We start from the raw sequence: 14,368 nt of genomic DNA on the forward strand, positions 1-14,368 counted from the left end.
GCCGACTCTTCCATCTCAATCATAAGGTTGTTGTGTTTAAGATACGTGTCAAACAAGAAGAATCCCTGTCGATTAAGTTCAGCCATCAGATGGAAAAGGGCGATAATCGTCAGCTTGATCTCTATTTCTTTTTACCAAAGGAAATGGGCATAGGCGCGCACACTTTAAACGAAGAAGAGTATTACCACAGAGCGATTGTAGGACGTCGCTCCTACTACTCAGAAGGGTTGCACTTGCCACTGGTGCAAGGGCGTTTCGCCAGTATGAATCGTCGCACGGTGGAAGAATTCCGGCTGTACTTAAACCTGTTTGCCTATCAGTTTGCCGTCGCGGTTGAAAACGATGTCAAAGAACTCAATCGCATCGCCGATGTGGCGCACTTCTATCTGGCGCTCGATGAGCTGTGCGAGCAAGTGACGCAGTTGCTGAAAAAGTTTCGCCGTAATGAGCCGGGCGATCCGAAATGGAAATCCTATTTTGAGAATGCCGATAACTATCTCTCTTGGTTCTGCGAGCAGCAACTGCTAAAAGTGCTCGCCCACGCCACGCGCACCAGTGATTTTGCCGACATCCAAGAACGAGTCTTGACCCTGTGCCGCAACGAATGCGCATACCGCGATGCCAACAACTATAACTCGGCGCAGACCAAGCAAGATCCCAACCGAATTTCGAATAAGATGCTGTTATTACGGCGCTTAATTCAGCAAGGGGTGGTACTCAAAGAAGAGTTAAAACCCTTAGGCATTGGCCTTAAAAAGTTTACGACTGGACTTGCGACCGCATTGGTGATGTTGGTGGTATCGGCGCTGATCATCGAGGCGCAGGGCGTCTTTAGCGGCTTTACCATAGCGTTGGTGCTGACGTTGGCGGTGATTTACGGATTTCGTGAAATCTTTAAGGACGATGTGCGTAATGCCCTCTGGCGCTTTATTCAGCGTGGTCGGCCGCGTTGGAGCCGTATCTTAAGGGACACCACCAGTCAGTCGGTGATCGCTAAGCAATTAGTTTGGCTCGAATTTATGCGGCAACAGGATTTGCCAGAAAAGGTTAACGAAATTCTAAAACAACGGCATAGCCAGAATAAGGTCGATGCCGAAGTCCTACATTATAAGATTGCCACTCGGGTAAACCATGGCGAGTTTCAGGCGGGATATTCGACGATACAAGAGCAAGTAAACTTTAGTTTTGTGCCCTTTGCCCGCTACTTAGAGCGGGGCAAGGCAAAGATTTATAAGGAAATTGAGGGCAAGATCAGCCATGAGTCAGTCGAGCGTCGCTACCAAGTGAATCTGATTTTAGTGCTGCGGGATGGCCGCGAAGAGCCGGAATATGCGCGCTACAAAATCACTATGAATCGCTCGGCCATTATCGAGATCACCCAAAGTCAGTTACCCGATTCCTTTAATCCGCCCGCTAAGGCTGACGAGTAAAGGCCTGGCCGATATTCTGATCGTTATTCTGCTTCGCCCGTTTGAGCGCCACCTCGGCATTGCCTAGGTATTGCTCTAGGCTTTGTCCTTCCTGATAGCTGGCAATCCCAATGCTAATCCCTTCACCTAAGCCATTGCTGTTGAGCTTCTCTATGGTATTGAGGGCGAAGTGATGTGCCGCCGTGGCGTTGGTATCAGGCAATAACAACAACAGTTTACCGAGTTGCCAGTGAAGGATTTGGTAATGGGCGGGGATTTCGAGCAAGAGCTGTACTTCCACTTCCTGCTGGCGCGTCTCAAGTTGGTCGATATCACTCATATGGCTGAGTAAGCCCTCAGGGTTGATATCCATCACCAGCAGACTTGAGTGGTTGCGGCTTTGGGGCGATAGCGAAGCAAAATAGCGTTCCAAATCGGAGAGATGCTGCAAAATGGTGCTGCGATGTGGCACAAAGCTGCGCGGCTCGGTTCCCCTTAGGCTATCGGCGGCTTGCTCTAAGGTACAGATGATGTAGTCAATCTCACCGTCAGAAGCCACATGGCCCTTCAAGGTGGCCTGTAAACAATTGGAATGGCGCAGATTGGGCGAGCAGAGGATCTGCCCCTGCCATTGACCCTGCATACTGATTTGGGCGGTGATCCGCTGCCACTGGTTACCCAGATCGTTGGCGAGCAGTGAGGCTAAATCATGGTTCAAATCACCATTAAGTTGCATCAGTTGATCGAATACTGGATTGATTTTTATCAGCTTACCATTGGCATCAGTCAACGCCGTGGCCACAGTCGTATCGCAGAGTAAGTCGCTTAAGAAGGCTTGATTCTGGCAATCGATCATGGCGCTAATATCTTCAAGGGAGACTAACAGATGCGGTAAACCGCGCCCCAATCTTGGCGCTTGGCGTACGCACACGCTTAGTCTTGAGCCCTTATCATTGTCTAGCGACAGCTTGCCTTGCCATTCACCTTGTCGATGCACTTGGTCGAGCATTTGCGCTAGGGTCAAGTCATCGAGATTAAGGGCGCGCTGCAGGCTGCGGTCAGTGAGTTCATCCTGCGGCACTTGAGTCGCCTCGGCCGCCTTAGGGTTAGCACTGATAATCCGTGCCTGCTCATTGGCGAGGATAAAGCCGATATCATTGTTAAATAATGCATTAGCCACATCGATGCTGTATTGGCGCGAGCGATACTGCAGGCGGTACATATGGCTGAGTAAGATCACCCAGGCGGCCAGTAAGGTCAGAATTAGCGCGGCGACGATGACGATGTTCTGCCACTGGGAAAACTTAGAGGCGATATCATCGTTACGGATATAAGAGAGTAAAAAGTACTCGCGTCGCAGTTCGGGCTGGTTAGTTAACTCGACTTTGAGGTACACGAAGGTGGCATCTTCACCATGGAATTGGCCAAAGTTGCTCATCGACATTTCCCGCCACAGCGCCGGATAACTCTGGCGCAAACTGGCGCCTAAGGTATCGGGAATATGGGTTAAGGGCGCGAGTTCACTCACTCCAGCATAGAGTAACCCTTGGGTATCTAACACTAGCATCGGTGATTTATTGCTTGAAAATGCAGGCTTTATCGCTTCTAGCATCTGCACAATCGAGTTATAGGTAATCAAATAACCCATGGAGCTTTGATCGGGTTTCTCAAGCCAAGTCATTTGATACATATAGGGTTCGAGCATGCCATTAAGGGGCACAAACTCTAAGGGCGAGGTAAAGACTTCTTTGCCGCCTAAGTTACGACTCGAGCCTAACAGGGCGGCGGGTAGCGCGTCCTGACTAAAGTTTGAAGGTGTCGCAAACTTATAATTACCTTGGGGATCGAACAGGGCAATCCCGAGGAGTTCGGGAATATGCTGTACTAGCTCCTGCCAACTTGCCTGTAATTTCTGTTGAGACGAGGCCGTTGGATTTTTGAGGTACTGCTTGAGTAATTCGTCTTTGGCAAATAGCTGAGTGCGAAATTGCTGGAAGGCGACCTTATCTGTGATCAGCGTGCCTATGGTTTGTAGTTCGCTATATCTTTGGGTTGCCCATTCTTCTTGTAACCGACGTTCACCTAAGGTAATGATTAAGTTAGTTAAAATAATCATACCTATCACCAGCATCGATAACTGGCTCGCGACAGCCAACAGGCGTTGGTGAGACCAATGCAGCCCTTGGGTCAATGAAAGTAATGGCGCGAGTGGGTGTAGGTTAGGGTTCTTTTTCAGCATGGGCCGATTTAGGGTTGATTAACTGTTAATTAGGCTATGTTAACACGAATGAAATGTTACGACAGTGGCAAGTTGCTCGGCGACTCTGTTATCCCGAGCAATGCATCAACCCCAAGGCGACTGAGCGAAAAAGTTAGCCGAGTGCGCCTAACACTCTGTGCTTAAACTCGCAGCCCGAGGCGAGCACTTGTTCGCGGCAAAGATCGATGTCGACCCCTTCTAATCCCTCAATCGCCGAGACTTGTACCCGCTCGATATAATGGGGGGCGAGGGCGATAAAGGCATTCACTGCGGCGTAGGAACCTGCCAGTTTTGGGCGGCAATGTTGGTTATAGGCGGCCTCATTGTCGGCGTTGAGGGATATGGATAATCCATCCACGCACTCCGCTAACTCGGGCAGAATGTTGCGTCTGTGAACTAGGTTGCCTAAGCCATCGGTATTGACCCGCACGCGGCCGCCACGGCGTTTGATTTCTTTGGCAACGGCCAGCAGGGTCGGTAGATTCATCGTCGGTTCACCGTACCCGCAGAACACATATTCCTCAAAGTCTTCCACTTCGCCTAACAGCGGGATAATTTCCTCCGGCTTGGGCTGGTGGGTTAATGCCAATTGATACTCGTGAATTTGTTTACTGCCATTGTGTTTAGGACAGAAGGCACAACGCAGGGTGCAGCGACCCGTGATATTCAGATAACGACTCCTGCGAATATCATAGACTAAGGTTTCGCTGGCGCAGGTTTCATTGGTGCACACTTCCGCCGTGGTGTTGCCATTGGCTAAGGTTTCAGTGGCTTTAATGGGGGCGGGGTGGATTGGGGCAGAATATGAGTTTGGCATCCGATCTGTTTTCATACTATCGACTTTATTTGCATCTTGGCGGTCACTTAGGTTGAGTGTAACGAATGCGATCCTTGATAACTGCCACCTAGATCGCACAACGCGCTTTACTCGTTCGGGGAGGTTAGAGATAAAAAAGAGAGCCTAGGCTCTCTTTTTATGGGGGACAACGGTGACTTGACGACCACTAATCCTGTTTATAGTCAGGTTCATTAAAGGCGTCTAAGGACACCTTGTGGGTCTCATTGGCATGTAAATGTCTCTCCTGCGATGTTTTTGGACGCCACCACCAATGGTAGAAGCGGCTACCTAGGCGTTTCGCATCATCGAGAATAATGTACAGCAAAGGCACCAAAATTAAGGTCACCACAGTCGAGAATAGGATACCGAAGGCAAGGGAAGTCGCCATAGGGATCACAATCTGCGCCTGTAGGCTGCGCTCAAGAATAATAGGCACAAGACCGACGAAGGTGGTCAATGAGGTCAAGATAATCGCCCTGAAGCGATAACATCCTGAATCTACCGCCGCTTGTCTGACCGATTGCCCTTGCTCCCGCGCACGGTTTACAAAGTCCACCAAGATCAAGGAGTCGTTTACCACTACCCCGGCGAGCGCGACGATACCACAGAGACTCAAGACGCTCATGGCAAGACCTTGGATCAAATGCCCAAATAGCGCGCCGATAATCCCGAAGGGGATCACAGACATGATGATCAGCGGCTGGCTGTAAGACTTTAGCGGCACCGCCATTAAGGCATAAATGGTAAACAGCGCAAAGAAGAAGCCCTGCATCAGACCGATCATAGCATTCTGTTCATCCAAACTGCCGCCATCGAGGGTGGTTTGGATTTTAGGATACTTGGCCTGTAACTGCGGCAGGAAATCCTTTTGGATCTCAGTAACAACCTTAGAAGGTTCCACCTTGTGTTTGTTAGCATTCGCAATAATGGTAATTGCCCGCTTGCCATCGACACGGGTGATTGAGGCGTAGGATTCGCCTTTTTCGACCTCGGCAACGGTAGAGAAAGGCACCGACTTGCCCTGCGGCGTGCGGATCAACATATTCTCGAGGTAACCAACGGTACGGCGCTGCTCTAAGGGGTAGCGCACCATGACTTTGATTTCTTCTTTATTACGCAAAATACGTTGTGCTTCATAACCATAGAAGCCATAACGGACTTGGCGAGCTAAATCAGACAAAGTTAAACCTAGCGCTTCGGCCTCGGGGCGGATCTTTAAGCGGATCTCATGGCTACCCGAAGAGAAGTTATCGGCAATATCATACACACCTTCGTAGGTGGCGAGTTTTTGCTTGAGCTCGCGGGCGGCTGCGGATAATTCTTCGAGATCGCTCGAGGTCAATCTAAAGGAGATGTCACCACCGCCACCGCCGTTCCCGCTGGCGTTAAAGTCGAGCTTCTTCACCGACAGTAACTCGGGCAATTGTTCGCGCCATGCGGCGGCAATAGCCTCGCCATCCACTTCTCGGTCTTCGCCCTTGGTCAGTTCGGCAAAGATAAAGGCGGAGGTGCGCGAGCTCATGTTGATAAAGCTATGCTTCACCACTTCGCTACCGTTGTCCTTCTCCATTTTAGCGTTCATCTTGTACAGGGCTTCTTCAATATCCTGTACCACCTTGAGGGTGTTCTGCTCTGAGCTGCCTTCATCCATTTCTAGCTGTACTTGGATAAAGTCCGATGGAATGTCGGGGAAGAACACCCAGCGCACTTTGCCGCTGGCGACTAAAGCTATGGATAAAATCAACACACCGATAAAGGCCGCGACGACGTTGTAGCGATGTTGGATACAGCGCTCGAGGAAGTTGCGGTAACTGTGGTGAATAAAGTGCTGAACACGATTGTTAAATTTGTCCTTGAAGCGTCCAAAGAAGCCCGTGGGTTCACCTGGTTTTCTGAACTTCATGTGGGCTAAGTGCGCTGGCAGGATAAATTTAGATTCCACCAGTGAAAACGCCAGACACATGATGACCACCATGCCGATGGATTTCCAAATAATCCCCATGGGGCCAGAAACCATCAACATAGGAATAAAGGCGGCGATAGTGGTTAACACCCCGAAAGTGGCGGGCATGGCCACTTTTTGCGCCCCGCGGATCACGTTATCAATCGAGTGTCCGTGCCGTTCGACCTCACTGTAGGCGCTTTCACCTATCACAATCGCATCGTCGACCACTATCCCCAAGACGAGAATAAAGGCGAACAATGTCAGCATGTTGATGGTCATGGAGAACGGTTCCAACGGCATGATGAGCATAGTGCCGAGGAAACACACGGGTAATCCCATCATCACCCAAAAGGCGAGTTTGAGATCGAGGAACAGAGCTAAGATCACAAACACTAACAGGGCGCCATAAAACATGTTCGACATCATCATGTTCAAACGGCCCTTGAGGTAGTGGGTTAAATCTCCCCAAGTGTCTAATTTTGCATTGGCTGGCAGAGTGGCGCGGCGTTTCTCAACGTAGTCTTTGACCTGTTGAGCGATGTCGAGGGCGTTTTGATCGTTAACGCTGGTCACTTCAATAATGGCCGCAGGTTTGCCGTTGAAGCGGGTGTACTCTAAACGTTCCTCAAAATCGTCCTTAATGGTTGCCACCTGAGGCAACATTACTCGGCTACCATCGGCGCGGGTAGTGACGACAATATTGGCAAAATCATCGCCGGTATAGGCTTGGCCTTTAGTACGCAGCAGAATGTCGCCATCTTCGGCGCGGATTGAGCCGCCCGGCAAGTCGATAGAAGAGTTTTGCACCGCCAAGGCGACTTGCGAGAAGGTTAAGCCGTATTCCCGCAGCTTATCCTCTGAGACTTCGATACCGATTTCATAGTCTCGCACACCCGTGACTTTCGCGCGGGTGACGGCGGGAAGTTGGGTCAAATCATCACGTACCGATTTAGCCAACTCCTTCATATCGTGCAGCGACATATCACCGTAGACCGACACCCAAATCACGTTGTTTTCGGGTTCGATTTTATAGATTTGCGGTTTTTCGATGTTCACCGGAAAGGTGGAAATCGCGTCCAATCGTAACTTGGCTTCGTCGAGTACGGTTTGCACGTCGTAGTCATCTTCGACTTCGACCTGATGGCGCCAACCCCTTCACTGGCAACCGAAGTGACTTTTTTAATCCCGTTGATATCTTGGATGGCTTCTTCAATCTTGATGTTGATGCCTTCTTCGATTTCCTGCGGCGCAGCGCCGGGATAAGCAACGGTAATACTCAATAAATTAAGGTTAAAAGAGGGGAATACCTCTTTATTAATCAACACTGTGCTAAATAGACCGCCAATCAGCAGCGCCCACATTAACAGGTTGGCTGCCACGCTGTTGCGGGCAAACCAGGCTAAGATCCCTTTTTGAGTATCCATTAGTTCACTCCAGCGGCCGCAAGACTCGACTCAGGAGCATCTTCCTTAGGTGTGGGGGTCTGCACCGGCTTGGCATCTTCACCTATGATTTTGACCAACTGGCCATTCGCCATATTGCTAAAGTGAGTGATGGCAACGCGCTCACCGGTTTTTAAGCTGTCCTTGATGAACACATTTTCAAGATCGCTACGCACGACATTCACATGGCGCATCTCGACAATATTTTGCTCGTTAATTAAGGCCACATGCTCGTTACGCACCACGTGGCGAGGCAGTTTAACTATGCCATCGACGGTGCGGCCCTTAATCACGGCATTCACAAAGCTGCCGTATTTCAGCGGTAAACTGCCTTGGGTTTTATGCTCACGTAGGTAAGGGTCTTTAATCTCGGCGACGAGGTAAACCATGCGGTTATCGGCATCAATCACGCCTTCGCTACGAATAATATTACCCATCCAAGTGTTTTCCTTACCCGCCAAAGAGGCGCTTAAGGTGACTTGGGTATCGGGGTGATCGACGGATTCCAAATAGGCTAAATCATCGTTAGAGATAGGCAGACGAATTTCGGCAATGCTAGTGTCGTACAGTTCACCCAAATTAGTGCCTAATGTCACGTACTGACCTAAATCGACATTTCTGGCCTTGATAATGCCATCAAAGGGCGCGCGGATAACTGTGCGCTCTAAGTTACGCTGGGCGCGTGCCAGTGCGGCCTGGGCATATTTAACGTTGGCTTGCTCTTTTTTCAGCTGTGGGATACGTAATCCCAGCTCTGGCGGTAAGCCTTTGTCGTAGCCCTTAAATTCGATTTTAGCGACTTCGCCACGGGCGATTTCTTCATTGAGCGCCGCGGTTGCCTGAGCCAAGGTGGCTTCTGCTTGCATTAAATCGGCTTCGTAATCCGAAGGTTCGATTTGGGCTAATTGGTCGCCTTTCTTCACTATGCCACCAGCCACAAATTGCGGCGAAATGCTCAGCATCCGCCCTTGGACTTCGGTCACCAGTTGCGTCTTATATTTAGGGGTAACCACGCCGTAGGAAGGAAGATTAAGCGATACCGTTTGCTGCTCAACCTGAGTGACATCGACGATAGGTACTGGCATTTCTTCAGGTTTTTGTTCGGGGGCTTCCTTAGTTGACATCAGTGCTATCGCACCAACAACAAATAACAGCAGTATAAACAGAGGAGATAATCTCCTGAGTAAAGTTTTCATCATATGATTGTTACATCCGTGCTAAATCGCTTAATGCGCCTAAAGTATCAGAGTCGAGCGGCGCAATAAATTTATTTTTGTAAATAAAATGTGTCTAAAGGTGATGGCGCGTTTTTACGGTACGCCACCTCTTTTTTGGCCGCCGATAAGCATACGGAAGATAAGAGTGTTTGGGTCACTCCGTTTGCATTTGTTATAGCGATTTTTTGCGGCGGGCGAGCATAAAAAAAGCCGCATTATGCGGCTTTGGGGAGGGGTTAAGCTTGCTTCTTGCGGGCAATTTTAGTGGCCTTTTTCGCTGCCTCTTTCTTGCTGGTTCGCTTGGCCGCTTCTTTGGCTTTCACCTTCGCTTTTTTCTTGGTCGGTACACGCGCTTCTTTGTGCTTAGGACGCAGTTCCTCAATGATACGGCGCTTAAGCGGCTGCTCGATATAACGCTCAATCTTACCGACAATGCGCATATCGTGGGCTTCGGCTAATGAAATCGCCGTTCCTTTTGCACCCGCGCGGCCAGTACGACCAATGCGGTGGATGTAACTATCGGCAGAACGTGGCATGTCGAAGTTAATCACATGGGTGATATCGTCGATATCGATACCACGAGCGGCCACATCGGTCGCCAGTAACACATTCACTTCGCCTTTGGTAAAGCGGCTTAAGGCTTGGAAGCGTTTCTTCTGTTCCATATCGCCACGCATAAAGGCGCAGGGAATACCGGCTTTCAGCAACTGACCTTCGAGGCTAGAAACCACATCGCGAGTCTTTACGAATACGATGGCGCGTTTAACCTCTTCCTGCTTGAGCAGATGGCACAGCAGGGCAATCTTATGTTCTTTATCGTCGGCAAGGTGGATCCATTGGTGGATCTTAGCCTTTTCTTTGCGTGGAGCGTCGACATCGATTTCGATAGGATCGTTAAGCACTTCGCGGGCAAAACGGATAACGCCGCTACCTTCGAGGGTGGCCGAAAACAGCATATTTTGCTTACGACCTTGGGCTTCGAGGGCGATGGCCTTCACCACGGCGGAGAAACCCATATCGAGCATGCGGTCGGCTTCGTCGATGATCAATATGTCGACCGATTCTGCGCTGAATTTGCCTCTATCTAAATATTCCATCAGACGACCAGGAGTCGCGACCAGAATATCGATATTGTCTTTTAGGGCTTCTTCCTGCGGACCATAGGGCACACCACCAGTGATGATGGCGATATTCAGCCCTTGGCCTGTGGCTAAGTGGCAGGCATAACGGTGAATTTGGCTGGCTAACTCACGGGTTGGCGTCAGGATCAAAATTCGCGCATGGCCAGAATAGCGACGGGGAAAGTCGATTAAGTGTTGCAGCGCAGGCAATAAGAAACTGGCGGTTTTACCTGTACCCGTCGGGGCGCGCGCCAAAATATCCCGCTGCTCGAGGGCATGTGGCAGGGTTTCTTGCTGGATGGTGGTGGGCGACAGGTGCCCCATGGCTTTAAGTGACTCTAATAAGCTAGGGTCAAGCTGAAAATCTTCAAATTGCATGCGCGGCGTCTCGACGAATAATAGCCAAGTATTATAAAGGTTATAGTCGTTAACTTAAATCATTTAATCGGGAGAGGGTTTACTTTTACGTGCTTTGGCCGATGCAGTGCGGGTCTACCTACTTTAAGCCTCGTTGATGGCGGCCGTTAGGAGTGGGTTTTACCGTACTCTATTGCATTTGAAGGCAGACATTTTGCAAAAGATGTATAAGATAAAGAGAATTTTGTAAAAAATTGGCTGTTGTTGAGAGAGTTCGAAGGATTGATGGGATGTTAGCTGGAGTCTTAACAATAAATAGTGCCTATGGCTGATGAGTGCATCCCATAGTACCCAAGCGTTAGCCCTGCTTGGATTGGCGTATTCGAATGTTGGTTACGATTAGGTTTTACGTTTCTAAAACATGGGCTTGGAACATATGGCTTTTGATTGGTTATCGCAGTTTTTTATTTCTTCCCAAGACAGCCTATTGCTGAATGTCTATTACAATCCCCTGCTGGTCACTATCTCCATTCTTATTGCGATTTTTGCCGCCTTTATGGCCTTTCAGGTCACCTCTCAAGCGGTACAGAGTCAATCGAGAGCGCGGCAGCAGATTATGCTACTGACGGGGAGCGTCGTCCTCGGCGGTGGGGTCTGGTCGATGCATTTTATCGGAATGTTAGCCTTCGATTTATGTTCGCCCGTAACCTATAACTTTGGACTCACGGCATTATCCCTTTTGCCTAGTATTGGTGCCTCATGGGTGGCGCTGAATTTGCTCTCTAAGCCGAGTTTTCAACTTTCCCAAGTGTTAATTAGCGGCACCTTAGTGGGCGCAGGGATTGGCACTATGCACTATGTGGGGATGGCGGCCATGGAGATGGCGCCATTACTGCGTTATGACCCATGGATTTTTGCGCTGTCTATCGTAGTCGCCGTACTACTCGCCATTATTGCGCTGTGGGTGCGCACTGGGCTGAATCAGCTTATTTCCTCCAATATGAATAGCATTAGCTGTAATTTTATCGCCAGTATCGTGATGGGACTGGCGATTTCGGGCATGCATTACACTGGCATGGCGGCGGCACAATTCGTTAAACCAGAAGGTTTGGAGCTGAGCCAGCAGACCTCGGAAATCTCGTTTTATCTGGCGCTCGGCGTCTCGGTGATCACTGTTATCATCATCTGCTTAGTGCTGATCGTGAACGTGATTTTTAAGTATAAAGACCTGTCTTTGCTCGCAAAATCCAATGAAGACCGCATGCGCGCCATGATGAATACCGCCGTTGATGGGATTATTACGATCGATGGGCAAGGCATCATAGTGAATGTGAACAAAGCGGTGACCACTATTTTAGGTTGGTCCTCCGCCGAGTTACTGGGCGCGAATGTGAAGAAAATTGTGCCCGAGTCGATTCGGCCGAACCACGATGGTTATTTAGCCCAGTACGTGAAAACCCGTGAGGCGCAGATTATTGGTACGGGGCGTGAGGTCGAGGCGCAACATAAGGCGGGCCATTTAGTGCCAGTGCGCCTGAGTATTGGCCATGTGATGCAGGGCAAAGCCCATTACTTTGTCGGCTTTATTTCCGATCTCAGCCAACGTAATGAGATGGAACAAGAGCTTAAAAACAACGAGGCCAAGTTTCGCTCGCTGATCACTAATATTCCGGGCATTGCCTATCGCTGTAAAAGCACTGAGGGCTGGCCCATGGTGTTTATCAGCGACGCGGTGCAAAATATCACTGGTTATCCCCCGGAGGATTTCGAGCTTCCCCATCCGAAACGTTTCTTCTCGGATCTCTATCATCCGGACGATATTGAAACCATTTACGCCCAAGCGCAGCCGCCGACCTTTTCGATGGAATATCGCATTATCCGCGCAGATGGCGGGGTGCGTTGGTTGTTCGAGCACGGCAATTATATCCTCGATGAAACCAGTAAAGAGGTGTGGATTGACGGCTTCCTGATGGATATCACCGAGCGTAAGGAGATGGAGCAGGACTTAGTGACGGCGAAGAATAATGCTGAGCAGGCGGCTGCCGCTCGCGCAGCTTTCTTGGCCAACATGAGCCATGAGATCCGTACGCCAATGAATGCCATCATCGGCTTTAGCGATATTCTGTTGGAGTCGGTATTAGATGTTGAGCAGCAAAAACAGCTCTCCACCATCAATCGCTCCGCTAAATCCTTGCTGCATCTACTCAACGATGTGCTCGACAGCGCCAAGCTCGACAAGGGCAAACTCGAGTTAGAAAACCGTGTGTTTTGCTTAACCGATGAAATCGATACTGTGATTTCAACCCTCTGGTTGCAGGCGAAAAAACAGCGCTTATCCCTCGAGGTTAATATTGCGCCGACGATGGCGGCGAACTTTATTGGCTCGCCGGAGCGCATCCGCCAAGTGCTGATCAACTTAATTGGTAATGCGGTTAAATTTACCTGTGAAGGCAAGGTCACGGTCAACGTCTTTCCGCAGGATGAGTCTCTGGTTAGCTTCGAGATTGTCGATACCGGAATTGGTATGTCACCCGAGCAGCTAAATCGGGTCTTTGAGGCATTTGCCCAGGCCGATGTGTCCATGAGCCGAAAATACGGCGGCACAGGGCTTGGCACGACCATCAGTAAACAGTTGGTTGAGTTGATGGGCGGTAAGATTGAGGCGAAAAGTGCCCTCGGCCAAGGCAGTACATTCCGCTTTACTATTCCCTTGCAACCTAGCTTTGAGCCGCTATCGAGCCAGCACGACGATAATTGGTCATTGCCGCCACTGACGATGTTAGTAGTCGATGATATTCAGCAGAATATCGATCTCCTGTCTGTATGGTTAACCCGTCAAGGGCATAAAGTGATCACCGCCCGCGATGGTGAACAGGCGCTGCTGCGGATGCAAAAAGCAGACATCGATATCACGCTGATGGATCTGCAAATGCCAGTCATGGATGGTCTGACGGCGGCGAAGATGCGCCGCGAGCAAGAGGTCGCATCTCAATTACCCCGTATGCCAATCATTGCGTTAACCGCGAGTGTACTCGAACAAGATAAGAGCGCCGCCGAGCAAGCCGGTATGGATGGCTTTGCCAATAAGCCCATCGATTTTGTGCTGCTGACGCGGGAAATTGCCAGAGTGTTGCAGCTTAATCTGCCTCAGGCCGAGTTTGTCTCTTCGCAGCCTGCTAGCACGCTATTAGTCGATGAAGCCAAGGGCGTGAAATTGTGGGGCTCTAAACCGCAATTTATCAAAGAGTTGATGAAGTTTATTGCCCAATGGCCAGAGAAAAATCAAGCGCTACAACAGGCGATAAATACCCAAGATACGGTGACCATTAAGCTCTTAAGCCATAGTTTGAAAGGCGTCAGTGGGAATTTGGGTCTATTGCAGTGGATGGCGCACTTTGGACAGTTAGAGCAGTTAGCGCAAGCTGAGTCGCCCTCGCGTGAAGCCATGGAGGCCATAGTTGCTAAAGTAAGCGACTCCCTCGTCGAGATTGGGGATTATATCGAGGGCACCACAATGCCAACGGCCAGCGCCTCCGCCGCCGTCCATGTGGGGACAAGCGATCCCGCAGAATTATTAGCACATATTGATGCCTTGCTGGCATCGATTGCGCACCATAGTTTTGAAGAGTCTGATCTTGAGGCGCTCACGGCTCGTATTGATGAGCATCTGCGCCTTCATGTGGCCATGATTACCGAAGCCTTAGACAACTTTGATTTTGATATTGTCCATAACGAATTGACCGAGTTACGGCGTTCTATCACCGCGAATAAGGAGTAGC

At 49.9% G+C, this 14,368-nt stretch carries 6 protein-coding genes and 1 pseudogene; 2 read left to right on the top strand and 5 right to left on the bottom strand.

The features are described 5' to 3' along the window. Positions 1–32: 32 nt before the first annotated feature. Entirely contained in the window at positions 33–1,430 is a 1,398-nt protein-coding gene (locus ACUZ8J_RS04340; protein ID WP_446693178.1) for a hypothetical protein, read from the top strand. Here the strand turns inward: ACUZ8J_RS04340 and ACUZ8J_RS04345 are convergent. The 5 genes and pseudogenes from ACUZ8J_RS04345 to srmB all read right to left on the bottom strand — a co-directional run bounded on the left by ACUZ8J_RS04345 (position 1,414) and on the right by srmB (position 10,610). Further along, a complete protein-coding gene (locus tag ACUZ8J_RS04345; protein WP_446693179.1) occupies positions 1,414–3,648 on the bottom strand; it encodes a PAS domain-containing protein in 2,235 nt (744 codons plus the stop codon). The genes ACUZ8J_RS04340 and ACUZ8J_RS04345 overlap by 17 nt on opposite strands. A gap of 133 nt (positions 3,649–3,781) precedes the next feature. After that, entirely contained in the window at positions 3,782–4,486 is a 705-nt protein-coding gene (locus ACUZ8J_RS04350; RefSeq protein WP_446693180.1) for a TatD family nuclease-associated radical SAM protein, read from the bottom strand. Between the two features lie 187 nt (positions 4,487–4,673). Continuing rightward, positions 4,674–7,876 (bottom strand): annotated as a pseudogene (locus ACUZ8J_RS04355) (efflux RND transporter permease subunit). Then, a complete protein-coding gene (locus tag ACUZ8J_RS04360) occupies positions 7,876–9,093 on the bottom strand; it encodes an efflux RND transporter periplasmic adaptor subunit (RefSeq protein ID WP_037430327.1) in 1,218 nt (405 codons plus the stop codon). Before ACUZ8J_RS04360 ends, ACUZ8J_RS04355 begins: the two are co-directional and overlap by 1 nt. A gap of 254 nt (positions 9,094–9,347) precedes the next feature. Continuing rightward, complete coding sequence (gene srmB, locus ACUZ8J_RS04365; protein ID WP_086902650.1) at positions 9,348–10,610, bottom strand: ATP-dependent RNA helicase SrmB; 1,263 nt, start codon at positions 10,608–10,610, stop codon at positions 9,348–9,350. Between the two features lie 400 nt (positions 10,611–11,010). Here srmB and ACUZ8J_RS04370 point away from each other — a divergent pair, with 400 nt between their 5' ends. Continuing rightward, positions 11,011–14,367, top strand: coding sequence for an MHYT domain-containing protein (locus tag ACUZ8J_RS04370; RefSeq protein ID WP_446693181.1), 3,357 nt, complete (start codon positions 11,011–11,013; stop codon positions 14,365–14,367). Position 14,368 lies beyond the last annotated feature (1 nt).

Source organism: Shewanella sp. Koi 1, from assembly GCF_052907445.1.